Source organism: Butyrivibrio sp., from assembly GCF_015056685.1.
In the GTDB taxonomy this organism is placed as follows: Bacteria; Bacillota; Clostridia; order Lachnospirales; family Lachnospiraceae; genus Butyrivibrio.
Genome location: NZ_SVFW01000024.1, coordinates 25,834 through 49,990, shown reverse-complemented (window position 1 = coordinate 49,990; position 24,157 = coordinate 25,834). Strand labels below are relative to the sequence as shown.

The 24,157-nt window shown below is 39.4% G+C and carries 24 protein-coding genes and 1 tRNA gene; 18 read left to right on the top strand and 7 right to left on the bottom strand.

Annotated features, from left to right (window positions below):
- Window positions 1-33 precede the first annotated feature (33 nt).
- The 6 genes from E7303_RS10100 to E7303_RS10075 all read left to right on the top strand — a co-directional run bounded on the left by E7303_RS10100 (window position 34) and on the right by E7303_RS10075 (window position 7,172).
- On the top strand, window positions 34-1,614 hold the full coding sequence (locus tag E7303_RS10100) for a glucose-6-phosphate isomerase (RefSeq protein ID WP_292145146.1): 1,581 nt from the start codon (window positions 34-36) through the stop codon (window positions 1,612-1,614).
- Between the two features lie 97 nt (window positions 1,615-1,711).
- Window positions 1,712-2,650: a glycoside hydrolase family 43 protein gene (locus E7303_RS10095; protein WP_292145145.1), complete on the top strand. Its 939-nt coding sequence runs from the start codon at window positions 1,712-1,714 to the stop codon at window positions 2,648-2,650.
- 36 nt (window positions 2,651-2,686) lie between these two features.
- Complete coding sequence (locus E7303_RS10090; protein WP_292145143.1) at window positions 2,687-4,198, top strand: sensor histidine kinase; 1,512 nt, start codon at window positions 2,687-2,689, stop codon at window positions 4,196-4,198.
- A gap of 27 nt (window positions 4,199-4,225) precedes the next feature.
- Window positions 4,226-4,915, top strand: a complete 690-nt coding sequence (locus tag E7303_RS10085; protein WP_022772142.1) for a response regulator transcription factor — start codon at window positions 4,226-4,228, stop codon at window positions 4,913-4,915.
- Between the two features lie 87 nt (window positions 4,916-5,002).
- Window positions 5,003-5,758 carry an RluA family pseudouridine synthase gene (locus E7303_RS10080; RefSeq protein ID WP_292145157.1) on the top strand — a complete coding sequence of 252 codons (756 nt, stop codon included), beginning with the start codon at window positions 5,003-5,005 and terminating at the stop codon, window positions 5,756-5,758.
- The gene (locus E7303_RS10075) at window positions 5,748-7,172 is read left to right on the top strand and encodes an O-antigen ligase family protein (protein WP_292145141.1); all 1,425 of its coding nucleotides are present in this window, start codon (window positions 5,748-5,750) and stop codon (window positions 7,170-7,172) included. Before E7303_RS10080 ends, E7303_RS10075 begins: the two co-directional genes overlap by 11 nt.
- On the opposite strand, the gene E7303_RS10070 is transcribed toward E7303_RS10075, so the two are convergent.
- On the bottom strand, window positions 7,153-7,638 hold the full coding sequence (locus E7303_RS10070; RefSeq protein ID WP_292145140.1) for a hypothetical protein: 486 nt from the start codon (window positions 7,636-7,638) through the stop codon (window positions 7,153-7,155). The genes E7303_RS10075 and E7303_RS10070 overlap by 20 nt on opposite strands.
- Before the next feature lie 223 nt (window positions 7,639-7,861).
- Between E7303_RS10070 and E7303_RS10065 the strand changes: the two genes are divergently transcribed.
- Both E7303_RS10065 and E7303_RS10060 read left to right on the top strand, forming a co-directional pair.
- On the top strand, window positions 7,862-8,641 hold the full coding sequence (locus tag E7303_RS10065; RefSeq protein WP_103869923.1) for a polyphosphate polymerase domain-containing protein: 780 nt from the start codon (window positions 7,862-7,864) through the stop codon (window positions 8,639-8,641).
- A 33-nt stretch (window positions 8,642-8,674) separates the two neighbouring features.
- The gene (locus E7303_RS10060) at window positions 8,675-9,367 is read left to right on the top strand and encodes a DUF4956 domain-containing protein (RefSeq protein WP_292145135.1); all 693 of its coding nucleotides are present in this window, start codon (window positions 8,675-8,677) and stop codon (window positions 9,365-9,367) included.
- Between the two features lie 56 nt (window positions 9,368-9,423).
- Here the strand turns inward: E7303_RS10060 and E7303_RS10055 are convergent, their stop codons facing one another.
- Both E7303_RS10055 and E7303_RS10050 read right to left on the bottom strand, forming a co-directional pair.
- Window positions 9,424-10,830 carry a sensor histidine kinase gene (locus tag E7303_RS10055; RefSeq protein ID WP_292145134.1) on the bottom strand — a complete coding sequence of 469 codons (1,407 nt, stop codon included), beginning with the start codon at window positions 10,828-10,830 and terminating at the stop codon, window positions 9,424-9,426.
- A gap of 27 nt (window positions 10,831-10,857) precedes the next feature.
- Window positions 10,858-11,532 carry a response regulator transcription factor gene (locus E7303_RS10050; RefSeq protein WP_292145133.1) on the bottom strand — a complete coding sequence of 225 codons (675 nt, stop codon included), beginning with the start codon at window positions 11,530-11,532 and terminating at the stop codon, window positions 10,858-10,860.
- A gap of 166 nt (window positions 11,533-11,698) precedes the next feature.
- Between E7303_RS10050 and E7303_RS10045 the strand changes: the two genes are divergently transcribed.
- The 3 genes from E7303_RS10045 to E7303_RS10035 all read left to right on the top strand — a co-directional run bounded on the left by E7303_RS10045 (window position 11,699) and on the right by E7303_RS10035 (window position 14,168).
- Window positions 11,699-12,865, top strand: a complete 1,167-nt coding sequence (locus E7303_RS10045) for a DUF3810 domain-containing protein (RefSeq protein ID WP_292145132.1) — start codon at window positions 11,699-11,701, stop codon at window positions 12,863-12,865.
- A gap of 28 nt (window positions 12,866-12,893) precedes the next feature.
- Window positions 12,894-13,664 (top strand): hypothetical protein, encoded by a 771-nt coding sequence (locus tag E7303_RS10040; RefSeq protein WP_292145131.1) that lies wholly within the window; start codon window positions 12,894-12,896, stop codon window positions 13,662-13,664.
- Window positions 13,665-13,856: 192 nt separating this feature from the next.
- Window positions 13,857-14,168: a hypothetical protein gene (locus E7303_RS10035; protein ID WP_022772123.1), complete on the top strand. Its 312-nt coding sequence runs from the start codon at window positions 13,857-13,859 to the stop codon at window positions 14,166-14,168.
- Window positions 14,169-14,254: 86 nt separating this feature from the next.
- Here the strand turns inward: E7303_RS10035 and E7303_RS10030 are convergent, their stop codons facing one another.
- The 3 genes from E7303_RS10030 to E7303_RS10020 all read right to left on the bottom strand — a co-directional run bounded on the left by E7303_RS10030 (window position 14,255) and on the right by E7303_RS10020 (window position 15,765).
- Complete coding sequence (locus tag E7303_RS10030; RefSeq protein ID WP_292145130.1) at window positions 14,255-14,713, bottom strand: Fur family transcriptional regulator; 459 nt, start codon at window positions 14,711-14,713, stop codon at window positions 14,255-14,257.
- A 10-nt stretch (window positions 14,714-14,723) separates the two neighbouring features.
- A complete protein-coding gene (locus E7303_RS10025) occupies window positions 14,724-15,620 on the bottom strand; it encodes a putative manganese transporter (protein WP_292145129.1) in 897 nt (298 codons plus the stop codon).
- Between the two features lie 74 nt (window positions 15,621-15,694).
- Window positions 15,695-15,765 (bottom strand) — tRNA-Gly (locus E7303_RS10020).
- A 177-nt stretch (window positions 15,766-15,942) separates the two neighbouring features.
- Between E7303_RS10020 and sufC the strand changes: the two genes are divergently transcribed.
- Genes sufC through E7303_RS09990 form a run of 6 tightly spaced genes read left to right on the top strand, consistent with a single transcriptional unit; the run spans window position 15,943 to window position 21,529 of the window.
- Window positions 15,943-16,689 carry a Fe-S cluster assembly ATPase SufC gene (sufC, locus tag E7303_RS10015; RefSeq protein WP_292145127.1) on the top strand — a complete coding sequence of 249 codons (747 nt, stop codon included), beginning with the start codon at window positions 15,943-15,945 and terminating at the stop codon, window positions 16,687-16,689.
- Window positions 16,686-18,098 (top strand): Fe-S cluster assembly protein SufB, encoded by a 1,413-nt coding sequence (gene sufB / locus E7303_RS10010; protein ID WP_022772118.1) that lies wholly within the window; start codon window positions 16,686-16,688, stop codon window positions 18,096-18,098. Before sufC ends, sufB begins: the two co-directional genes overlap by 4 nt.
- A gap of 8 nt (window positions 18,099-18,106) precedes the next feature.
- Complete coding sequence (locus E7303_RS10005) at window positions 18,107-19,276, top strand: SufB/SufD family protein (RefSeq protein ID WP_292145125.1); 1,170 nt, start codon at window positions 18,107-18,109, stop codon at window positions 19,274-19,276.
- Between the two features lie 33 nt (window positions 19,277-19,309).
- Window positions 19,310-20,530 (top strand): aminotransferase class V-fold PLP-dependent enzyme, encoded by a 1,221-nt coding sequence (locus E7303_RS10000; RefSeq protein WP_292145123.1) that lies wholly within the window; start codon window positions 19,310-19,312, stop codon window positions 20,528-20,530.
- Window positions 20,520-20,966, top strand: coding sequence for a Fe-S cluster assembly sulfur transfer protein SufU (gene sufU, locus E7303_RS09995; RefSeq protein ID WP_292145122.1), 447 nt, complete (start codon window positions 20,520-20,522; stop codon window positions 20,964-20,966). Before E7303_RS10000 ends, sufU begins: the two co-directional genes overlap by 11 nt.
- A 14-nt stretch (window positions 20,967-20,980) precedes the next feature.
- Window positions 20,981-21,529 (top strand): TetR/AcrR family transcriptional regulator C-terminal domain-containing protein, encoded by a 549-nt coding sequence (locus tag E7303_RS09990; RefSeq protein WP_292145121.1) that lies wholly within the window; start codon window positions 20,981-20,983, stop codon window positions 21,527-21,529.
- A 35-nt stretch (window positions 21,530-21,564) separates the two neighbouring features.
- Here the strand turns inward: E7303_RS09990 and E7303_RS09985 are convergent, their stop codons facing one another.
- On the bottom strand, window positions 21,565-22,461 hold the full coding sequence (locus tag E7303_RS09985) for a hypothetical protein (RefSeq protein WP_292145120.1): 897 nt from the start codon (window positions 22,459-22,461) through the stop codon (window positions 21,565-21,567).
- Window positions 22,462-22,662: 201 nt separating this feature from the next.
- On the opposite strand from E7303_RS09985, the gene E7303_RS09980 reads away from it, so the two are divergent.
- On the top strand, window positions 22,663-24,153 hold the full coding sequence (locus E7303_RS09980) for a radical SAM protein (protein WP_292145119.1): 1,491 nt from the start codon (window positions 22,663-22,665) through the stop codon (window positions 24,151-24,153).
- Window positions 24,154-24,157: the final 4 nt, after the last annotated feature.

Genomic DNA, 24,157 nt, shown 5'->3' with positions numbered 1-24,157 from the left:
GTTTTCCGTGCATCACTATAGGAGGATTTTATAATGGCCAATTGGAAAAATCTTGACACACTAAAAACTTTTGATGATTTAAAAAATGTTAAACATGTAGATCTTGTATCAGCTATGTCAGGTGAAAACGGAGCAAACAGAGTAAAGAACTATTCTGTAAAGATGGCTGCCGGACTTTCATACAACTACGCTGCAAAAGAAGTTGATGACGATGTATTAAAGGCTCTCGAAGCTCTTGCAAAAGAGGCAGAGCTTTCAGAGAAATTCGAAGCCCTCTACAACGGAGAGGTAATAAATACCGGTGAAAAGAGAATGGTCCTTCACCAGTTAACAAGAGGTCAGCTTGGCGAAAACGTAGTGGCTGACGGTGTTAATAAGCGAGAGTTTTACTTAAATGAACAGAAGAGAATCGCTGAGTTTGCAAACAAGGTTCACTCAGGTGAAATTGCTAATGCAAAGGGCGAAAAGTTTACAACAGTAGTACAGATTGGTATCGGCGGCTCAGACCTTGGCCCAAGAGCTATGTATCTTGCTCTTGAGAACTGGGCACACAGAACAGGCAACTTCAAGATGGAAGCTAAGTTCATCAGCAACGTAGACCCTGATGATGCTTCAGCTGTACTTAACGGAATTGATGTTGCGCATTCAATCTTTATCCTTGTATCTAAGTCAGGTACAACACTTGAGACACTTACAAACGAGTCCTTCGTTATTGATGCTCTTAAGAAGGCAGGACTTGATTCATCCAAGCACATGATTGCTGTAACTTCAGAGACATCACCACTTGCAAAGAGTGACAAATACCTTGAAGCATTCTTCATGGATGACTATATTGGTGGAAGATATTCTTCAACATCAGGAGTAGGCGGAGCAGTTCTTTCTCTTGCATTCGGACCTGACGTATTTGCTCAGTTCCTTGATGGAGCTGCAGAAGAGGATAAGCTTGCAGCAAACAAGAACATCTTCGAAAACCCTGCTATGCTCGATGCTATGATCGGTGTATATGAGAGAAATATCCTTGGATATGGCAGCACAGCTGTACTTCCATACTCACAGGGACTTAGCCGTTTCCCTGCACACCTTCAGCAGCTTGACATGGAGTCTAACGGTAAGAGCGTTAACCGCTTCGGCGAGCCTATAAACTATGTTACAGGACCAATCATCTTCGGTGAGCCTGGTACAAACGGACAGCATTCATTCTACCAGCTTCTTCACCAGGGAACTGACATCATTCCTCTTCAGTTCATTGGCTTCAAGAACAGCCAGCTTCAGAATGATGTTAACATCCAGGACAGCACAAGCCAGCAGAAACTCTGCGCTAACGTTGCTGCTCAGATCGTTGCATTTGCATGTGGTAAAAAAGATGAGAATCTTAACAAGAACTTCAAGGGTGGACGTCCATCAAGCATCATCATTGGTGAAGAGCTTAACCCTAAGTCTCTTGGAGCTCTTTTATCACACTTCGAGAATAAGGTTATGTTCCAGGGCTTTGTATGGAACATCAACAGCTTTGATCAGGAAGGCGTTCAGCTTGGTAAGGTTCTTGCCAAGAAAGTTCTCGCGCACGAGACAGATGGCGCACTTGCTGAGTACAGCAAACTTTTAAATATCTGATAAAGAAATATATACTATAAAGGCTTCTCCGTTGAAGGAGAAGTCTTTTATATTGTATAATTATGAAATACATTATGATCAGTCTTGGGAGGGTTACATGAGCGCATATTTATTTGCACACTTTAAAGAAAAAGTTACACCGGATGGGGAACAGGTTTATTTCGGTATTTCTAAAGATGGTTTTAACTGGGAACAGGTAAATAATGGGAAACCTGTTCTGGAGAGCACTATGGGTGAGAAGGGAGTAAGAGATTTTACCATCACCAGAAAAAAAGACAACACCTTTGTTATTCTGGCTACAGATCTTTCTCTTGCTTATAATTTCAAGGAAAAATATGAAAGCAATTGGAATAAAGTAAACAGAGAGGGTAGTAAATACCTCTCAAAATGGGAATCTGACGACCTTGTTCACTGGTCGGAGCAGGAACTTATAAAAGTTGTTGATGACAATTACGGATGCGCATGGGCTCCTGATATCATCTATGATGAGGAAAATCAGGACTATATGGTTCACTGGTCATCAAGATACCCAGCAGATTCTACTAACGAAATGGCTATTTATTATGCCAAGACCAAAGATTTCAAGACCTACACTCAGCCAAAAGAGCTTTGTCATAAGTCAGATACAGGAATAATCGACTCAAACATTGTATATGAAAATGGCTACTATTATAGATTTACAAAGAGCGATTTCAATCCTGCACACATAATTCTCGAGAGAGGAACATCTCTTACAGGCGAATATGAGAGAATGCCTCTTTTTGATGAAGAGATGAACAAACTTGAGGATGGACAGTACGAAGCACCTACTTGCTATAAACTTCCTGATGGAAGCTGGTGTCTGATGCTTGATTTTTACGGATGTGAAAAAGAAAAACAGGGTTATGTTCCATTCGTGGCAAAGGACATTTCTACAGGAAAATTCGTGCGTTCAGACAAAGTATTCAGTTTTCCGTATGGCTTCAAACATGGAACAGTTATGGAAATTACTGATGAAGAGTATAAAAGGTTAAAAGAGAACTATCCAAACAATTAACAAAATATGGTATACTAAAAGAGCATAGGAGGAATTATGCGATTCCGTACAAAACTCTTAATTACCTCACTGGCGATAGTAATCATACCGATAATACTTGCAATGGCGACATATTTTGCTGTTGGAAGGTATCTGATATATGATCAGCAGATTGATCAGTATTCCAAAGTGGTAGATTATGGAATGATTTCGGATCCCGGAGGAACCTTCTCCGAGATGACAGAGCAGCTGGTAAAAGAAATTCTGGTTACTATGTTGGCTGATCCATTCATTTTGGAGGATGAGAACTATCTTCAGCAATTGGATGAAGAAGTTGCACCAAGCTATTCATTTATAATTGTAAAAAAAGGCTTTACGGTCTACTACGTAGCAGATAAGAACAAGGCGAAAGAAGTTATTTATGAACTTCCGGGATTTGGAACGGATATTAAGGGTATTTACTATACCACCTCTAAGCATCTTGTAAGGCAGCTTGATTTTTACTTTTCAGATGGTGATGAGGGTAGCCTTTATATCATATCCGGTATCAGAACTGGTCTTACTACATCACTTGTAGTTTATATGACCATTGCGATAGTGATCATTCTTCTTGTTACAAGTATCCTTTTGACAACTTGGATTGGAAGGAGCATATTTAAGCCTATCAGTGAACTCAATGTTGCGATGCAGCATATCAAGGATGGAAACTTTGATTACATGCTTCCTACTGATGTGAAGGAAAAAGGTGAGCTTGGAGCCATGTATCGTAATTACGAAGACATGAGACTTCGGTTAAAAGAGTCTGCTGATGAAAAGATTGAGAGAGAAAAGCAAAACAAAGAGCTTATCAGTAATATCTCTCACGATCTGAAGACACCTATTACTGCTATCAAGGGATATTCACAGGGCCTTTTGGAAGGTGTTGCGGACAACCCTGAAAAGCAGATGAAGTACATAAGGATCATTAATAGTAAGGCCAATGATATGAACAACCTTATTAATGAACTTACCTTGTACTCAAGTATTGATAACAACAGAATCCCTTATAACTTTGTTAAGCTTAATGTGGCAGAGTATTTTGGAGACTGTATTGAGGAGATTGGAGCTGATCTTGAGAGCAAGCAGATCAAACTCAATTATTCCAATCTCACTGGACCTGATACACAGATTGTTGCAGATCCTGAGCAGATCAAGCGTGTAATTAACAACATTGTCAGCAATAGTGTCAAGTACATGCAGAGAAGCGATGGAAAAGAGCAGATTGATATAAGGATTTTGGATGAAGTTGATTCCATAAGGATAGAGCTTGAAGATAATGGAAAAGGAATAGCACAGAAAGATATTCCAAATATCTTCGACAGGTTCTACAGAACAGATGCTTCCCGCAATTCCAAGCAGGGCGGAAGCGGAATCGGCTTATCTATAGTTAAAAAGATAATAGAAGATCATGGCGGTTATATTTGGGCGACCAGTCATGAGGGAGAAGGAACCTGCATGCACTTTGTACTCAGAAAGTACATAGAGTTTGCAAATGGTTCAGAAGCAGTTACAGTCGATAACGAAACATAAAAATCCAAAGAAAGGCGAGAAACGTGTATGAGTAGAATTCTTATTGTTGAGGATGAAGAGGCTATTGCTGACCTCGAGAAAGACTATCTGGAACTTAGTGATTTTGAGGTGGCAATCGAGAACACAGGAGATGCAGGTCTTCAGACTGCCCTTGCAGAGGATTTTGATCTTATTATATTGGATCTGATGCTTCCGGGCATGGACGGATTCGAGGTTTGCAAACATATCAGAGAAAAGAAAGATGTGCCGATCCTTATGGTATCAGCTAAAAAAGATGATATCGATAAGATCAGAGGTCTTGGTCTTGGAGCTGATGACTATATTACAAAGCCATTTAGCCCATCAGAGCTGGTAGCTCGTGTTAAGGCACACATGGCAAGATATTCAAGGCTTGTTGGATCAGGCCATGAGTCTAATGACTATGTAGAGATCAGAGGACTTCGAATTGATAAGACAGCAAGAAGAGTATATGTTGATGGCGAAGAGAAGAGCTTTACAACCAAAGAGTTTGATCTTCTCACTTTCCTTGCGGAGAACCCGAACCATGTGTTTACTAAGGAAGAACTCTTCCGTAAGATTTGGAACATGGACTCAATCGGAGACATTGCGACTGTAACAGTTCACATCAAAAAGATCCGTGAGAAAATCGAATATGATACCTCAAACCCTCAGTATATTGAGACAATTTGGGGCGTCGGTTACAGATTTAAAGTTTGATAACCATTGATTTTGTGGCGGCAGGTAACACTGCCGCTATTTTCATATATTAGAAAATCTATAGGATTGTAATTTTTATTGTTAAGAATGAAAAAAATAGAGTATATATACGAAGACGAAGACATAATTGTATGCCATAAACCCGCAGGGATTGCCACAGAGGGGGCAGGCCCCGGGAAAATGGACCTTGTAAGTCAGGTAAGAAACTACCTCACAAGAAAGAGCAGACAGGAAGGCAAAAAAGGCCCTGCTTACGTGGGAACTGTGTACAGACTTGATCAGCCTGTTGAGGGTGTGGTTGTTATGGGCAAAAATAAAAAAGCAACATCAAGTCTTGCAGAGCAGATAAAAAAGCACACTACAGATAAGTACTACTACGCTCTTTGCTTTGGAAATGTGGAACCAAGGGAAGGACATGTGGAAAACTATCTTGGGAGAAGAGAAGATAGTGGATTGGCAGCTATCTTTTCTGATGATGAAAAAGATACTCTTAATGAAAGCACTATTACCAGCCGAGATGGTGAGAAGATACGGCTTATAAACGGTGATGTGAAAATAGCTGCTCTTGATTATGAAGTAGTATCTACCGGTAAGGAGACAACTCTTTTGAGAATCAAGCTTCTGACCGGAAGATTCCATCAGATCAGAGTTCAGATGGCAGGACTTGGCTATCCTATTATTGGCGATACCAAATATGGGAACGAAGAGTCACTGCAGTATTCAGAGGAAAAAGGCATAAAGACAGTTTGCCTTGCCTGCTATAAATTTGGCTTTAAGCACCCTGCAACAGGGAAAAGAGTCTTTTTTGAAATTAAACCGGAATTCATAGACCATGAGAACTAAGATTCTAAAAATTTTTTCAACTATACATGTGATAATGCTGTGCTCCATTCTGCCTTTGTATATGGAGCAGGGGTATTATGAACTTGGTGAGGCAAAAGGGATAATGTACATGCTGATCGGCGGAGCATTTATCCTTGCCTCCTCTTTTCTTGTGGGACTAAATAAAAAAAGCGAAGGCGTTCATGACATTCTTTTAAGAGCGCTGCTGCTAACGAACCTTGTAACTCTTCTATTTTCCTGCGATATCAAAACTTCTTTTCTCGGACTGGAAGGGTGGAGAGTAGGTTTTTTGACCAATGCCATAATGATCCTTGATTGTTACTTCCTGGCAAAAGGCCTGTATGTTGATGAGTACGTCCTTGCGGCAGTATTCATAACACCCTTTCTTATATTTGTCATGGGAGTCCTTGGAAGGTTCGGAATTTATCCGATTGAAATTTACGGGAGCGACACATCTTTTCTTGCAACCATAGGAAATATCAACTGGTATGTGGGATTTTTATCTATATTTGTCCCTGCCGGTGTGGGCTTAACTTACCTTCAAAAGCCGGGAAACAAAAGCTTTTATGCATGCAGCGCCTATACAGTAGTTGGGCTCATGGCTCTTTTGCTACAGGGAGCTGACAGTGGCTTACTGGTGCTACTTGGAACCTATGGCCTTCTTTTTTATCTGTCACTTTCTGACAGGAATTATTTTCACAGATTTTTGGTGCAGCTTTCGCTTTTGGGACTGGCAATAGAAATAGTTAATCTTATAATGCTCTTTTACCCAGCTGCTTATAATTATGAAAAGAACTATCTCATTACTCTGTGCAGCAATCACACAGGGCTTGTTATTATTGCATTTTCATTTTTTATATACAGATTGTCAGCTTTTCTGGATGAGATCAGTATTTTCTGGAAAAAGGATCTGTATAAGAAGGTGTATTGTGGATTGCTCCTGGTCTTTGCGGCAATTACCATTGTGATTATTGCTCTAGGAAAGATTCCCTACAACTTTGGAAATGGCAGACTATTTATCTGGCAGATTTCTTTTGACATGTTCCTTAATCTGTCATCCTGGCAAAAGATATTTGGAGTAGGTCAGGACTGCTATTATTCATATGCTTATCACAATCCGATGTGGGCAGATTCCCTCTTAAATGTCCTTGAGGGCAACAGGCTTACAAATGCCCACTGCGAACCTTTGACAATTCTGATAGAAAGAGGAATAGTAGGAGCGACTCTCTACTATGGATTTATCGTATACTCACTAAAAAGAATAATAAAAAAGGAGCCAGCAGCTATTATCTGCTCGCTCCCTATAATCTCATATTTATTTAATAGTGCTGTGTCTTTTTCCACAACCGTTTCAACAACATTTCTTTTTATGGCTATTGGAATTGGCCTTTCTCTTAAGTCAGCTCAGGAATAGGAATGGAATCATCAAGTTCATGAAAGAAGGTTCTGGTTTCAACTATTCCGAAAAGAGCTTCCTTATATTCAAAAAGAAATCTCTCATTGATATTTTCTTTTCCGTACATCATAACTCTGCCCATATAGGCATTCAGGATTGAAACATAGCGTTTATCCTGATCAAACATCTTAATGATCTCGTCTTTTCTTCTGCGAGGATGCTTGGAAGCAAACTTGCGGATATCCAGCTGAAGATCAACAGGCATTTCTTTCTCTCTCTCGTGAACTGCATGTAGAATCTCATCATAAGTGTCATCATCGATCTTTTCAAATCGATCTGTAAATTCAAGACAGCATGCATTGTCAGGCAGATGAAGTCTTACTCTGTCTTCTCCGTAAACATCTTCAATTTCTGCAACAACCTTTGGAATTGCGGGTTTTCCATTGTAATCGAGAATGATTACCTTATCGCCCTTTTTGTACATAGACACCTCCCCCTTTAGTAAATAGAAAACAATTGATGTAATTAGGTGTTACTTAATGACATTATATCATACATGTCGTACCCGAAAAAGCTAGAAAATATGGGCTTTTGTCAATTATTTATTAATAAATTATAAACTCTGATTCGTTTTAAGTTATTTTTAGGTTTCAAATTTAGAATGGCATCATAAGATAAAACAACACACAAAGAAATGGAGAAAAATCATGGCAGGTTTCAAAGATGTGTTTCAGAGAATCGAAGTTAAATATTTGCTGGATGACATTCAGTACAACGAGCTTATGAAAAGGCTTGAAGGAATGGCTGCTATAGACAGCTATGGAGAGACCTCCATTTTAAATATATATTTCGACACTCCTGATTTTAAACTTATTGAAAGGTCTCTTGAAAAACCAAAGTACAAAGAAAAGCTAAGGCTTCGTACATACGGCGTTGCAAGTGATGACACAAATGCTTTTATAGAGATCAAGAAAAAATATGCAGGAGTTGTCTATAAAAGAAGAATCTCAATGCCTTACGCCAAAGCAATTGACTACCTTGTAAATGGAAAGGAAATTGAAAACAGATCACAGATCTCAAATGAGATCGACTATTTCCTCCAGTACTACAAGGGAATCAGACCAGCAATGGCCATCTCTTACGACAGAATAGCAATGGCAGGCATTTCAGATCCTGATCTTAGGATCACATTTGATAGAAATATCAGATGGAGAACAGAGAACTTAAGCCTTTCACAGGGAAATGTGGGAAAAGATATCCTTCTTCCCGGCCAGCACCTTATGGAGCTTAAGATTGCAGGAGCTATGTCAATGGAACTTGCAAGAATTCTCGATGAACTTAATATCAGAAAGATTTCTTTTTCCAAATATGGAAGAGGGTATCTCGAATATATGTATGGCCAGACCAATGAGATGATCATGAAGGGCATTGTACCTGATCAGAAAAAAGAGGAATCAAAGGTGGCCGTGTTTCGCAAAGCAGTCTAAACAAAAGGATAATTGGAAGGAGATTATATAAAAATGACAACACAGACAGATTTAATTTTTGGATCAATTTTTACAAATGGAACAATAACAGGAGCAACATTCCTTATAGCAACTCTTTGCTCCCTGGCGATTGGTATTTTCATCGCATTTATGTATTCAATCAAGAATAGCTATTCAAAGAGCTTTATCATAACACTTTCATTACTTCCGGCAATTGTTGGAGTAGTTATCATGATGGTTAACGGAAATGTTGGCGCTGGTGTTGCAGTAGCAGGAGCCTTCTCACTTGTAAGATTCCGTTCTGCACCTGGTTCAGGAAAAGAAATAGCTATCATCTTCCTTGCTATGGCAGTTGGTCTTGCAACAGGTATGGGATATATCGGAATTGCAGCGATCTTTGCAGTTATCATTTCAGTAGCAAACCTTATCCTTTCAAACTGCAGCTTTGGCGAAGGTGCCAATGAGGAAAAGACAGTTAAGATCACAGTACCTGAAAGCCTTGATTTTGAAGGAATTTTTGATGACATCTTTGAGAGATACACAACAAGAGCTGAGCTTCAGGAAGTTAAGACATCAGGAATGGGAAGTCTTTACAAGCTCAACTATAAAGTAGCAATGAGAGCAAAGGCATCAACAAAGGGAATGATCGACGAGATACGTCAGAGAAATGGAAACCTTGAGATCACATGCTCAAGACCTGTAGCATATAAGAGCGACGAGCTTTAATAAAATATAGAAGCCAGGGAGTCAATGGCAGTGACTTCCTGGCTTATTTTTATGTATTACTTTTTCTGCAGGTTCTTTGGTAGTTCCTTTGGTAGCGTTACTACAAAACGTATTATCTTGTCACCATCTCTTAGGGCTTCAATTGAGCCACCGTGTGAGTTTGCGATTGCACGGGCAACAGAAAGACCGATGCCATAGCCGCCGGTTTCGCGTGCTCTGGAAGAATCAGCACGGTAGAATCTGTCAAAGAGCCTATCAAGATTTCCGGAAGGAATGCTGTCGCAAGTATTAGAAACTTCAAAAGTAATGTATTTATTTCCTTTGTTTAACAGTACATGTATGCTTCCGTTTTCAGAAGAATACTTCATTGCATTGTCCAAAAGGAGAGATGCAAGCTGATTTATTGCATTTTTATCTCCTGTGATATGAATTCCATCTTCAATATCCATCTGGTACTTTTTCCCTTTTGAGGTTGCAAGGGCTTCAAAGGAAATAGCAGTATCTTTTACAGTCTTACTCATGTCAAAGTCAGAAAAGACAACATGCATTCTTTCTTCGTCCATTCGTGACAGAGTTAAAAGGTTCTTTACAAGGCCGTTCATTCTGGAGACCTGATTTTTTATACTGGTAGTCCACTCACTTTTCCCTGACTCAATTTCAAGGACATCTACATTGGCAGATATAACAGCAAGAGGAGTTTTTAATTCGTGCCCTGCATCAGTGATGAAGCGTTTTTGCTTTTCAAGTGATTCAACAACAGGAGCAACAGCCTGACTTGAAAAGATATAAACTAAAATGAACATTGCTATAAGTGCGCAAAGGCCAACCAAAACGGATTGAAGCAAAAGAGTAAGGGCATTTAGAATTGCAGCACTTTGATCAGCGAAGATGATAAGCTTTGAACCATCGTCCTTGGTTGAAACAATGTATCTGTAAGTGTGGTAGTATCCGTGCTGCTTACCTTCTTTTGCCACATCTATAGCATATTCGGATGCGATTTCCTCACTGACAGCGGCTATATGCCCGAAGTTCACTTCAGTTATATTATCCGAAGAATCAAGCTTTACCCAGAAATATCTGGTTTGATAGGGCATCTCTGCATCACGGTTATTATTTAATCTGTCAAATTGAAAAGGATTATTAGGATCTCCGGGACGCGGTGCATTAACACTATTTGACGTCTCGCTTGAAGCTTGATCTGTAGTGGATTCACTAGATGCTGAATCACTTGCCGGCATATTCTGGTTAACAGGATTATCCGGATTTTCAGGGTCAAACATCATATTTTTTTTGAGATTCGGGAAGTATCCGTCGTTGTCAGCAAGCATTGTCAGCAGATTGTCTGCCTCGGAAATAACATGCCTGACATTTATGATATTAATTACACCAATCATGATGACCAGTATCAAAAGAAGTGACAGCATGGCCGTTACTACAAATTTTTTTCTGAGTTTTTTTACCATTTATGACACCTGCCCTCTTTATAGAAATCAGTTTGTTTCGTTGATGGAGTAACCAACGCCTCGGGAAGCCTTGATCTCGCAGGTGGCCTCAAGTGCTGACAGCTTTTTCCTGAGGTTTGAAATATATACCCAAACCACGTTGATATCGGCGTCCCCGTCAGCCCAGATTCTATCCATGAAAGTATCTACGGAGATGATTCTGCCGGGACTGGTCATGAGCATTTCCATCATCTGAAATTCTCTGCTTGCCAGATGGATCTTTTCATGATCTGGAGTGATCAGCTCATAGCCGGCGCGGTCCAAAGTCAGGTTTCCACAGGTGAGGTTTGTAGGAGCAAAATCGGTTTTCCTTCTGAGCATGGCTCTGACTCTTGCAAGCAGCTCTCCCATGTCAAAAGGCTTGGGCAGATAGTCGTCGGCTCCAAGATCAAGTCCTCGTATGCGGTCATCAACTTCTGTTTTTGCTGTGAGGAAAAGAACCGGAGTAGAAATACCTTTTTCACGGAGTTTTTTTAATACTTCCATGCCATCAAGCCCGGGCATCATGATATCCAAAATAATGCCGTCATACTCACCGCTAAGAGCGTAATCCAGAGCGTCAGTTCCATTGTAAACTGCATCAACAGTGTAGTTGCTATGCTTAAGGATTGCTACTAAAGCGTTAGTCAGTTCTTTTTCATCATCTGCTAATAATAGTCTCATAAAATACCTCTTAATATAGTAGAAATGTTTCATTAATTTTAACACAAGAACTTTTGGACAAATCACAAAGATATGTATAAATTATGAACATTTTAGATTTTTTTTAGACATCATGAGTACATATTTATTTATTAGAATTAATACATAATACTCGGGGGAGCGCTACATGAAGGAAAGAAAATCTATAATACCAGTTCCGGTTTTATTCATTATCTTAATCTGTGTTTTGCTTAACTTTGTCGCATGGAAAAGTGCGGCTTTTTCTGACTTCTATGTCAAAAATATTTTTCCGGCAATAACATTATTATATGGAAGACTGACAAGTGTATTTCCATTTTCCGTAGGCGAGATCATGCTTGTTTTCATAGTCCTTTTTGTGCTGTTCTCAGTAATCTTTGTTTTGGTTCACTCTTGTTTCCTTATTTATGGCAACAGCGCAGCTTCCGTTGGCAAAAGATATTTCAAAGCCCAGAAGGTTTTCGAGCGAATTTCTAATGCGCTTTATAAGATTTCCCCCGTGCTAATGGCCATTATATGCACAGTTATGACACTTAACTGCTTTATTCTTTATCATACATCTAAAATCCAGCTCTTTTCCGGGGCAGACTCAACAGAATGTGACATTCAGCAGCTGGCAGAATTAAGAGATTATGTGGTAAAAAAGTGCAATGAACTTGCTAAAGAAGTTCCGCATGACGAGAACGGAAATGTAATTTATGAAGGTGATATGCAAAAGACAGCTATTGCGGCTATGTCAAATATCTCGGACAGATTTCCGCGTTTAGGTGGCTATTATGTGACTCCCAAGGCATTGTATTTTTCTGACTTCATGAGCCAGCAATATATGCAAGGCTACTATTTCCCGTTTTCAATGGAAGCAAATTACAACGACACAATGTCTATAATGAACAAGCCTTTTACCATGTGTCATGAACTTGCCCACACTCATGGGTACATATATGAGGACGAGGCAAATTTCCTTGGATTTCTTGCCTGCATTAGTTCTGACGATCCGGTATTTCAGTACAGCGGTTATCTTGGGGTTTTAAACTATATAAACAATGATTTTTACAATGCTGTGAGTAAGGCGGAGTACAATTCCCATGTAAAAATCTCAGCCAGAGTAAAATATGATAATCAGTTTATGACAGATGAAGCCTGGATTAAGGTGGAAGAAAAAGCTGTTGTAAAAACAGAAACAGTGAAGAAGGCAGCTGAAACATTTATAGATACCAATTTAAAAGTAAACGGAGTCTCTTCCGGTAAATGCAGTTACTCACACGTGGTTGCACTAATCATGGATTACTATTACAATTTCCCAGAGGGGGTGTGATAAAATATCCCCTAAAGGGAGAAATATAATGAAGAAAAAGTTTGGAATAATAGCAACGATACTAATCATGTCATCAGCTCTTTTATCAGCCTGTGGACCTACAGATGAAAAGATCATGGAGCTCGAGACCGCAGTTGGCCTTATGATGGAGGCAAAAGAGAGCGCTGAAGAGACGTACCTCGATATTACAGATTCATCTATGGAGGAAAAACTAAAGGAGCTCGATGAAAAGACAAAAGAGTACGAGAACATCGACCATAAGAAATATAATGATACAAAGATAGATGAGGCGATAGCTGAGATAAATGAAATAACAGCAGAGTATCAGAGCCTTCAGAGCGGATTTGAGGATGTTCTTGCAAAAGAAACTGAAGAAAAAAAGGAAGCTGAAAAACACAGAGATGTTCAGTGCTATCTTGTCAATAAAACAGGAATGAACCTTGTAAGTGTTGTATTGCATGATAAAACAACGGACACATATTCAGATAACCTTTTAGGTGATAATGTAACACTTAATTCTGGATACACACTTATGGGAGTTGTGCTTGATCTTACAAAGGCCAGCACTGAGTATGAGTTTGTAGTTACGAACGACAATAACACCGATTTTTCTTTGCCTTGTGATGATCTGGGAAGTTTAAAAATAAATGAGACTTCGATAACACTCAGATACGATTCTGAAACCAAAACAGGATCGGTATCATTATTTGGAAGTGATTCCGGCGATACAACTTCAGAAGATACAGAAACCGAAAATGAGGCTCCATCTGAAGCTTCAAGTGCCTCTTCTGAGGGTTAAATGTGACAGTTTTTGTAAAAAATGCACAATATCTTAAGAAAATCTTAAGATATTATGCACAGTTATGTCCGTGACAATATTCTTTTTGGAGTATATAATCTTTTTTTGTACTGAAGCAATTGCACACTATTATGTATAGCAATTGTTGCTATGCAGACTAGAATAATTAGTACGAAAAGAGGAGAAAATATTATGAAGAAGAATATCGTAACATTACTTTCAGTTTTAACACTTTCAGCAGCAGTTCTTGCTGGTTGCGGCGAAGCAGCTACAACAGAGACAGCAGTAGAAGAGACATCAGTTGAGGCTGTTGAAGAAGTATCAGTAGAAGAGGCTGTAGAGGCTGTATCTGAGGACGCTTCAGTTGAGGCTTCATCAGAAGACGCAGCAGCAGATGCTTCATCTGTTGAGGAAGCAGCTACAGAAGCTACTTCAGAAGATGCTGCAGCAGACGCTTCATCTGTAGAAGAAGCTGCTACAGAAGCTACATCAGCTAACAACTAATTCAATTAGATTTTTTTAATAATCAATTGCTTTAGCCAGTACAATAAAAAAAGACCTTTCAATCATTTGATTGAAAGGCTTTTTTATTATCTTTTTTTCTGACATTCGCTACATATTCCTAATATCTCAAGCTGGTGTCCGGTGATCTCAAATCCAGGAAGTGAACCTTCAACGACCTTTGAGATATCATGTAAAGGACAGGTCTTTATCGGAATCTTTTTGTGGCAGACAGTGCATATTGCATAGTGCTTGTGACTGCTTTTCTTAAGCTCATAAACCGCTTCAGCTTCTGTTGAGAGAATGGTCTTTGTGACAATTCCGGCTTTTTCAAAAGCAAGAAGATTCCTATATACAGTGGAGAATGCATATTTTTCTTTTGAATCTCCGGAGTTTAGCTGATCATAGATCTCAGCGGCGGAAATGGGTTCGTCACTACAAAATAAGAGAATGAATATGTCTTTTCTCTGGTGAGTCTTTTTAAAGCCTTCAGGCCAGTTCCTATCTATTATTGAATCATAGCTTTCAGCATGTATCTTACAATTCATAACCGCTCCATTAAAGTGTTATTCCCAGAATATCGATCAAGAGACCGCACACAGTACCAATCACGAAAAGCAAAAGAGCTATATTGATGTTTTCTTTTTTCTCAGGATTAACTCTAAATAAAACTAAAAGTCCAATTCCGGCTCCAACCAAAAGGCCTGACATCATTGTTCCAAGTGTGATCATCTGATCGAGATAGAGCTCAGTAATAATAACTGAAGCTGCGCAGTTTGGAATAAGTCCGATAAGTCCGGCAAGGAGATGGCTGATAACAGGACTTGTCTTAAGCAGCATTGAGAGCTTGTCATCTCCGATCACTTCAATTACAAGATTGAGGGCAAGTGTCAACACAAGTACAAAGATAAAAATGTGGATGGTGTGGACAAAGGCTGATTTTACGATGCCCCATACTCCTGAAGACTCTTCGCCGTCGCAGTGGCAGTGCTCTTTTTCACAGAGCTCGTCAATTCTTACAGGATCATCAGCTCTTTTGTTGTGGATTCGGTGATAATAATGAACTACAGCGTCAATTATGAATCCTGCGATGATTCCTATAACTGCCTTGAGCGCCAGAACAGGTATCATGGTGCTAAGTGGAACTTGATTGGATATAAATAACGGAATCATCTCATCTGAAGTTGAGAGGTAGATAGCTATCAAAGTTCCTAATGTTATTACTCTGCCGGCATAGAGGTTTGAAGCGGCAGCAGAAAAGCCACACTGTGGGAATACACCGATAAGACCGCCCCACAAAGGCCCGAAATGCTCAGTTTTCTGAACCACATCTGAAGTGAATTCCTCTGTCTTGTGCTCTAAAAATTCCATTACCAGATATGTGATAAAAAGAAATGGCAATATCTTAACCGAATCAATTACGGCGTCCATTACAACATCAATGATTAAATCCATTTTGACCTCCTGTCTCGTTAAATGCAAATGCAAATCATTAGCATTTAGAAAAAATGCAAAAAAAATATCAGTAAAGCGGGTGATGGGAATCGAACCCACGTATCTAGCTTGGAAGGCTAGTGTTCTACCATTGAACTACACCCGCACGGTGCTGACAAGTATGTATTTTACTTAAGTTTATGTGGTATGTCAAGGGCTTTTATGATAAACTTTATGTGTTTGTCGATTGACAGACAATTTTAGTGGTGTTATTATGATTCCTACTAACTTACTAGGAATTACATTAGTTTAAGATTTTTCATAAATAGAAAGGGTTTTTATCATGTCAGATCAGTCTCTTTTAACCGTAAAGGATTTATCAGTTTCAATTGATAATGAGCTTCCTATATTAAATAAGATAAACCTGGACATCAAACCGGGAGAAACCCATGTACTTATGGGACCAAACGGTGCAGGTAAGTCTACTCTTGGTTTTACTCTCATGGGTAATCCTCATTACCAGGTAACTGAAGGAAACATCATGTTTGATGGAGAGGATATCACACATATTTCAGCTGATAAAAGAGCTAAAGCAGGAATGTTCTTATCTTTCCAGAATCCATATGAAGTACCTGGCATTTCTCTTAGCAGCTTTATCAGAAACGCTTATCACGCACAGACAGGAGCACCTGTTAAGCTTATGGCTTTCCAGAAGTCACTTAAGGCTGCAATGGAGCTTCTTTCAATGGATGAGTCATACGCAGACAGAGATCTTAATGTAGGATTTTCCGGCGGCGAAAAAAAGAAAGCTGAGATCTTACAGCTCCTTATGCTTAATCCAAAATTTGCAATCCTTGATGAAACAGATTCAGGACTTGATGTTGACGCAGTTCGTACAGTTTCAAAGGGAATAGAGGAGTACCAGAAAAAGAAGGATGGAGCACTCCTTATTATTACACACAGTACCAAGATCTTAGAGTCACTGCATGTTGACTATACTCACGTTCTTGTAAAGGGAAGCATAGTTCACACCGGTGACGGAACACTTGTAGATGAGATTAACGAGCACGGATTTGAGAGGTTTGTATGAGCGATAACAAGCAGGTTGTGGCAGATATAGACCACAGTATGTATGATTTCAAAGACGTAGAGAATGACAAAGATTTCTACCGTCTTCAGGAAGGTCTTACAGAAGAAACTGTTTTAAAGGTATCAGAAGAGAAAAATGATCCTGAATGGATGAGGGATTTTAGACTTAAATGCCTGAAATTATACAACGATATCAAGATTCCTGATTGGGGCCCAAGTATAGAGGGACTCGACATGGATAAGATTTCTTCTTATGTAAGACATAAGTCAGATATGAAGGGCAGCTGGGAAGAGGTTCCGGAGGATATCAAGAACACTTTTGAAAGACTTGGAATCCCTCAGGCGGAGAGAGAGTCACTGGCAGGTGTTGGAGCACAGTACGACTCAGAGCTTGTTTACCACAACGTAAAAGATGAAGTGGCAGCTCAGGGCGTTATTTATACGGACTTAGAGTCAGCGCTTCGCGGTGAATATGCAGATATGATAAAGGAACACTTTATGAAGCTTGTTCCTCCAACTGATCATAAGTTTGCAGCCCTTCACGGAGCAGTATGGTCTGGTGGATCTTTTGTTTACGTTCCAAAGGGAGTAAAGGTTGAGATCCCTCTTCAGTCATACTTTAGATTGAATGCTGCCGGCGCAGGACAGTTTGAGCATACTCTTATCATAGTAGATGAGGGTGCAGATCTTCACTTCATAGAAGGCTGCTCAGCTCCTAAGTACAATGTTGCCAACCTTCATGCAGGTTGCGTTGAGCTTTATGTAGGCAAGAATGCAAGACTTCGTTACTCAACAATTGAGAACTGGTCCAAAAATATGTATAACCTCAACACCAAGAGAGCAATCGTTGAGGAAAACGGAAGAATGGAATGGGTATCAGGTTCTTTTGGATCCCATACATCATATCTTTATCCTATGACAATCCTTAAGGGTGATAATTCTCAGATGGAATTCACAGGAATCACATTTGCCGGAAAGGGTCAGAACCTTGATACCGGAGCTAAGGTTGTCCATCAGGGTAAACATACATCATCAGTTATATCAACAAAGTCTATTTCAAAGGATGGCGGAATCGGAACATACCGAAGCAGCGTAGTTATACAAAAGAGCGCTAAAAAGGCTAAGGCTTCTGTATCATGTGATTCCTTGATGCTTGATAGTATTTCAAGAGCAGATACTATTCCTGGAATGGATATCAGAACTAACGATGCTGATGTAGGACATGAGGCTAAGATCGGAAGAATTAGCGATGAAGCTGTATTCTACCTGATGTCACGCGGAATTTCAGAAGAAGATGCTAAAGCGATGATCGTCAGCGGTTTTGCAAATCCGGTTTCCAAGGAACTTCCTTTGGAATATGCCGTTGAAATGAACAATCTTATCAAGCTTGAGATGAGTGGAAACATGTGAGGATAGCTATGAATAAAGATATAAATATGAAGGTTAATGTACTGCCTGTTCTTACATACAATTTTTTGCATGTTAATGACAGTACTTTAAATGCCGGAGATATTACAATAGATAGCCTTAGTACTCCTGTAGAATCAGTTATCTCTGATGAAATTGAAGTAAAAAGAGATGTGACTTTCGAGGAAGCTGGAGAAATATTTAGGGCTAACAAGGAAAAAATCCTTAAGACAACAGGAGTTCAGGGAACTCCCAATGGCGATATGTCTTACAGAGATGAAAAGCAGGCGCTTCGCACAGGAATGGGAATCGATATAGATGAGCTTATGATATCTGCTGGTGTAAAAGCTGTAGTCTATACTGTTCCTGAGAATGTAAAAGAAAAAAGACCTATCGTGATCAGATATGATCTTGCAAATGGACAGGGAAGTCTTTCTTCACAGGTTGTTCATGCAAGAAAGAATTCTGAAGTAACTGTCATTATGGAGTATTCATCTGAAAAAGATGCTACAGGATTCCATGGTGTTAGTACAAGGCTTCTTGCGGAAGAGGGAGCCAGAATCACGCTTGTTAAAGTTCAGCTTCTTGGAAATGGATTTATTCATTTTGACGATATAGGCGGAGCATGTTTTGAGAAGGGCCAGATAGACCTGGTTTCTCTTGAACTTGGAGCTAAAAAGAGCTGGACAGGATGTTACACAAATCTTGTGGGAAAAGAGTCTGTGTTTAACAGCAATATGGGATATCTTTGCAGAGATGACCATTCACTGGATATAAACTATGTATCTGACCACAGAGGCAAAAAGACTGAAGCGCTTATGCAGTTTAAGGGCGTTCTCATGGGCAATGCATCCAAAACTTTCAGAGGAACTATTGATTTTAAAAATGGTAGTTCTGGCTCTGTAGGTGATGAGCAGGAAGATGCTTTGCTTCTTAGCGAGGATGTAGTGAATAAGACAATGCCTGTAATTCTTTGCCAGGAAGAAGATGTTGATGGAAGACATGGCGCTACCATTGGACAGCTTGGCGAGGATATTCTGTTTTACATGCAGACAAGAGGCATTGATGAGGAAGAGGCAAAGAGGATTATTACCAAGGCAAGGCTTGAGAGTGTTGCACGTATGATCCCAGATCCGGAGATCATGCAGAAAGTTCTGTATTATATTCAGGGAATTGTCTAAGGGTAAAAATATTTCGTTATTATAGGAGAAACAATGGCTAGTTTGGGAGACTTTCGTAAGGATTTCGATATTTTAAATTCTGGCGACTATGTATATTTTGACAATGCTGCGACTTCTCAGAGACCAAGGCAGGTTCTGGATGCAGTATCAAATTTTTATAAAACTTCTAATGCAAACCCGCTTCGTGGCTTATATGATCTTAGCATGATGGCAACAGAACAGTATGAAAATGCAAGGGCTGTTGTTGCGGATTTTATTGGAGCAAGCAGACCGGAAGAGATTATTTTTACCCGCAATACAACGGAGTCTCTTAATCTTGTTGCGTACAGCTATGGGCTTGAGAATGTTCATGAGGGTGATGATATCGTAATAACTGTAATGGAACATCACAGCAATATGCTTCCATGGCAGATGGTTGCCAAAAAGTGCAAGGCTAATCTTGTATATATGGAGCCTACAGAAGACGGTACAATCACCAAAGAAGAATACGAAAGTAAGATAACGGACAAAGCCAAAATAGTAGCAGTTGGCCATGTTTCAAATGTTATGGGTGTAACTAACCCTATAAAGGAAATTGCGGCTTTCGCTCATTCAAAGGGTGCTATCATGGTTGTTGATGGAGCTCAGTCTGCACCACATATGCATGTTGATGTTAAGGATCTCGGAGCAGATTTCTTTGCTCTGTCAGGACACAAAATGCTTGCACCGATGGGAATAGGAGCACTCTACGGAAGATATGAGCTTCTTGAGAAGATGCAGCCATTTTTAACAGGTGGTGAGATGATCGAATATGTAACAAGAGAAGGTGCTACATATGCAGAGATTCCGCACAAGTTCGAAGCTGGAACAGTTAATGCCGGTGATGCAGTAGGACTTGCTGAAGCAATTAAGTATCTTAAAAACGTAGGATTTGATACAATAAAAGAGCAGGAAGAAAAACTTACAACTCTTTTGATGGAAGGCCTTAAAAAGATGCCTTATATCAAAGTGTATGGTTCTGAGGATCCTGCTAAACACTGCGGAATTGTTACTTTCACAATGGAAGGAGTTCATCCACATGATATGGCATCAGTACTTAATGATGACCATGTTTGCATAAGAGCCGGACATCATTGTGCACAGCCTCTCATGCAGTTCATAGGAGCGGGCTCAACAGCAAGAGCAAGTGTTTATTTCTACAATACGGAAGAGGAAGTGGAAGTCTTCCTCGATAAGCTTTCAAAGGTAAGAGAGGTCATGGGCTATGGAGCTTAAGCAGTTATATCGTGAGATAGTTAATGAACACAATCTTCATCCGGTTCACAAGGGCAAAATGGAGAATCCGGATCTGGTACTTCGTGGTGTAAACCCAAGCTGTGGAGATGATATTACACTGCAGCTTAAGTTAAAAGACGGAGTAATAGAAGATGGCATGTATGATGGCAGTGGATGTGCCATTTCACAGGCATCTGTTGATATGATGGTAGATCAGATCATTGGAAAGAAAAAAGAAGAGGCTATTAAACTTGCAGGAACATTCATGGGAATGATCAAAGGTGATATCAATGACGAGGCTAGCCTTGAAGAGCTTGATGAGGCAGCAGCCCTTCAGGATGTTGCACACATGCCTGCGAGGGTTAAATGTGCAGTTCTTGGATGGCATACCATGCAGGAGATGTTGGAGAACCCGGACAAGGCGCAGAAAAGCTAAATCGTAGGTGAAATATGGCAGATTCAAATATCACTAAAAATGCACTGGCTACATCACTAAAAAAGCTAATGCGGGAAAAGCCTTTTGAAAAGATAAGTGTATCTGATATATGCGATGACTGTGGAATGAACAGAAAGAGCTTTTATTACCATTTCAAGGACAAGTATGATCTGGTTAATTGGATATTCTATGTTGGTTGTATAGGGAAGCTCAACTTTTCAGCATATGAGAGAGGCTGGGACGTTATGTATGACCTTTGCAAGAGCTTTTATGCTGATAGAGAATTTTATAGTACAGCATTTCAAATTGAGGGACAGAACTCGTTAAGGGAGTATGCTCTAGAGACTTTTGAACCAATAACACGATACTTTTTACAAGGCAGTAAGGTTATTGGTGATGATGAAGAGTTTTTTGTAACTTTTTTTGGCGATGCTTTTTTATCAGCAATTATGCGTTGGGTAAAAGAGGGAATGAACCTTACTCCGGATCAGTTTATGAAAAAGATTCATAAAATCACATTAGGGCTGGCTGAAAAAGTAATAGAAGATGAGAACATGAATTAACCCGTATAGGCTAAAAGAGCCTATACGGGTTGTATTTATTTACAGATGATTGAACTTATAAGATTGTTGTCATAAGGAAAATCCCAAATAAAATAAGGGGATTTTTGCTCCAGGCGTATTTCTTTTACTATGGGGCCTGCACTCATCACGCTCTCATTGGCTGGAATAAGAATGAGCATACATGATGGAAAGGCCTTTAACTTTTCGTAAAAACTCCTTTCCTTCAATAAAACGATATCCTGATCCACATAATTGTAATATATGGAATAAAGATTGCCGGATGATGTTAGAGCTTCACAAGTGGAAACAGCATCGTTTGAAGCAGCATTTATACAAAGCAAAACATTGCCACATTTTTTAAGCATTCCCTGCTGTGCCACAGTAATCTGAGTGTCACCTAAAAATAATAAAAAGGCGCTTTCATCAAAGTCTTCAAAAATTGAAAACAGATCGTTTAGTGGTGTGGATTGACCTGCCAGTGTGATAGAAAAGGTATTGATGCCTTCTTTTCTGACATCGGCAATCCTTTTTCTGATATTAGCTAAAGATGTGGATGCATTTGGCTGATCATCAGTGCAATAGATAAAGTCTTCTTTCCATGGAAGTATACGTCCTTCTTTTTTTGAATTTGCTCTTATAACCTTGGCATAATGAGTCCAACTATAGTATCCCATATTTATTCCAAATTTTTTTAGGTTTTCATGATCAGTGTGAAGCAAAACATACTGAATAAGGTCGTAATAAGGACTTTCTTCGTTTTGGAGTAGCTTTTGAAATATTTCAAAAAGAACCTGTTGAAAATTACCTGTAGAAAACCGTTTTCCCATATCCGCCAGGTTTCTTATGGTTCTTTTAGGATTATTCTCCATATCTTTTAATCCACGACTGACGGCAGTGTCAATCATGGCTACAGTTAACTTTGTTGAATCCATTTTTTTCCTTCTCGGTTAATATAACTTCAACATATATAGTAGATAAATGAAATTTATAAGGACACGGACAAATCGAGTGATTTGTCCCAAAATGTCACATGACCATTTTTTTGTCCGATGTAATAACAAAATTCCGATTATATAATCCAAATAAGAGGGAGAGATTGACCAATACGTGTGTAAAAAGGACGGAGGTATATTATGACAACATTTGTGGAAAAAGTTTCACACAAAGCTCAAAGGCAAGCGTTTAGTATTCTTATAGACAGATTTTTAAAACATCTGGATAAATCAGAGGACAGGACAGCAACTTATCTTAAACTTGTAGATGAAGCGGGGAAATTCTGGGGTGAGGGAGCAGACAAGGAGAAACTTGAACTCGTTAAAAAAGCATTTCAGGATCCGAATAACAGATGGGTTAAGTTTATTAATCGAGTGGTAGATGAGACAGATCCACATGTAGCAAAAATGATGATGCTCAATCTTGGATATGAAGCATTTTTCAGGGGAACCAAGATGATAAGAGCTAACAGAGAAAAATATAATTGTAATATTCCATGGCTTATTCTTTTCGATCCTACCAGCGCCTGCAATATGCATTGTGAAGGCTGTTGGTCTGGAACATATGGCCCGAAGCACAATCTCTCTTTTGAGGATATGGACAAGATAGTTACTCAGGGAAAAGAACTTGGAGTTTACTTATATATGATGACAGGTGGAGAACCACTTGTACGTAAAAATGATATCCTAAGACTTGCTGAGAAACATAACGATGTGGAATTTTCAATTTTTGATAATTCTACGCTCATTGATGAAGATTTCTGTAAAGAAGTAGTAAGACTTGGAAATATCACATTCCAGCTTTCTATTGAAGGAACACCTGAAACCAATGATGCAAGACGAGGAATAGGTCATTACGATGCGGTAATGAAAGCAATGGATCTTTTTAAGAAATATGGAATAGTCTATGGAACTTCAATTTGTTATACAAGGAACAATATTGAAGCTGTAACAGATCCAAAGTTTATAGAGTTTATCGCTGAAAAAGGAGCAAGATTCGGCTTCTTCTTCCATTACATGCCTGTTGGAAATAATGCTGTTCCTGAGCTTATGCCTACAGTTGAGCAGAGACGTAAGATGGTAGATCAGATTAGATACTTAAGAAGTGATAAGTGTGATATAGGATTCTTCCCAATGGACTTCCAAAACGACGGAGAGTCAGTTGGAGGATGTATTGCCGGCGGAAGAAACTATTTCCACATCAATTCAAGCGGAGATGCAGAACCTTGCGTATTTATTCATTTTTCTAATACAAACATTCATACGCATTCAATACTTGAGATGCTTCAGAGCCCGTTATTCATGGAGTATCACAAAGGCCAGCCATTTAATCGCAATCACTTAAGACCTTGTCCAATGCTTGAGAATCCACAGCTCCTTAGGGAAATGGTTGAAAGATCGGGAGCGCATGGAACAAATGAGGAATCTGAAGAGGATGTAGAGCATCTTTGCGGAAAATGTGATGAGTATGCAAAAGAGTGGGCGCCAGTGGCTGATGAAATCTGGGCTCATCAGAAGCATACCAAGAAGAAGTATGAAAACTACATCAAAGAGAAGAGAGAAAACGGAACTTTAGCAGCTTTTAAAGCTAAGCCGAAAACAGAAAATGAAGAAGGCATAAAGGGCGCGTGATGCG

Bases quoted from the DNA above. Each gene is read 5' to 3' on its own strand.
- E7303_RS09985 (WP_292145120.1), bottom strand. From the start codon at position 22,461: ATGGATTCAACAAAGTTAACTGTAGCCATGATTGACACTGCCGTCAGT.
- sufB (WP_022772118.1), top strand. From the start codon at position 16,686: ATGAGCGATAACAAGCAGGTTGTGGCAGATATAGACCACAGTATGTAT.
- E7303_RS10035 (WP_022772123.1), top strand. From the start codon at position 13,857: ATGAAGAAGAATATCGTAACATTACTTTCAGTTTTAACACTTTCAGCA.
- sufC (WP_292145127.1), top strand. From the start codon at position 15,943: ATGTCAGATCAGTCTCTTTTAACCGTAAAGGATTTATCAGTTTCAATT.
- E7303_RS10045 (WP_292145132.1), top strand. From the start codon at position 11,699: ATGAAGGAAAGAAAATCTATAATACCAGTTCCGGTTTTATTCATTATC.
- E7303_RS10000 (WP_292145123.1), top strand. From the start codon at position 19,310: ATGGCTAGTTTGGGAGACTTTCGTAAGGATTTCGATATTTTAAATTCT.
- E7303_RS10085 (WP_022772142.1), top strand. From the start codon at position 4,226: ATGAGTAGAATTCTTATTGTTGAGGATGAAGAGGCTATTGCTGACCTC.
- E7303_RS10030 (WP_292145130.1), bottom strand. From the start codon at position 14,713: ATGAATTGTAAGATACATGCTGAAAGCTATGATTCAATAATAGATAGG.
- E7303_RS09980 (WP_292145119.1), top strand. From the start codon at position 22,663: ATGACAACATTTGTGGAAAAAGTTTCACACAAAGCTCAAAGGCAAGCG.
- E7303_RS10080 (WP_292145157.1), top strand. From the start codon at position 5,003: ATGAAAAAAATAGAGTATATATACGAAGACGAAGACATAATTGTATGC.
- E7303_RS10005 (WP_292145125.1), top strand. From the start codon at position 18,107: ATGAATAAAGATATAAATATGAAGGTTAATGTACTGCCTGTTCTTACA.
- E7303_RS10060 (WP_292145135.1), top strand. From the start codon at position 8,675: ATGACAACACAGACAGATTTAATTTTTGGATCAATTTTTACAAATGGA.
- E7303_RS10055 (WP_292145134.1), bottom strand. From the start codon at position 10,830: ATGGTAAAAAAACTCAGAAAAAAATTTGTAGTAACGGCCATGCTGTCA.
- E7303_RS10075 (WP_292145141.1), top strand. From the start codon at position 5,748: ATGAGAACTAAGATTCTAAAAATTTTTTCAACTATACATGTGATAATG.
- E7303_RS10050 (WP_292145133.1), bottom strand. From the start codon at position 11,532: ATGAGACTATTATTAGCAGATGATGAAAAAGAACTGACTAACGCTTTA.
- sufU (WP_292145122.1), top strand. From the start codon at position 20,520: ATGGAGCTTAAGCAGTTATATCGTGAGATAGTTAATGAACACAATCTT.
- E7303_RS09990 (WP_292145121.1), top strand. From the start codon at position 20,981: ATGGCAGATTCAAATATCACTAAAAATGCACTGGCTACATCACTAAAA.
- E7303_RS10040 (WP_292145131.1), top strand. From the start codon at position 12,894: ATGAAGAAAAAGTTTGGAATAATAGCAACGATACTAATCATGTCATCA.
- E7303_RS10100 (WP_292145146.1), top strand. From the start codon at position 34: ATGGCCAATTGGAAAAATCTTGACACACTAAAAACTTTTGATGATTTA.
- E7303_RS10095 (WP_292145145.1), top strand. From the start codon at position 1,712: ATGAGCGCATATTTATTTGCACACTTTAAAGAAAAAGTTACACCGGAT.
- E7303_RS10090 (WP_292145143.1), top strand. From the start codon at position 2,687: ATGCGATTCCGTACAAAACTCTTAATTACCTCACTGGCGATAGTAATC.
- E7303_RS10070 (WP_292145140.1), bottom strand. From the start codon at position 7,638: ATGTACAAAAAGGGCGATAAGGTAATCATTCTCGATTACAATGGAAAA.
- E7303_RS10065 (WP_103869923.1), top strand. From the start codon at position 7,862: ATGGCAGGTTTCAAAGATGTGTTTCAGAGAATCGAAGTTAAATATTTG.
- E7303_RS10025 (WP_292145129.1), bottom strand. From the start codon at position 15,620: ATGGATTTAATCATTGATGTTGTAATGGACGCCGTAATTGATTCGGTT.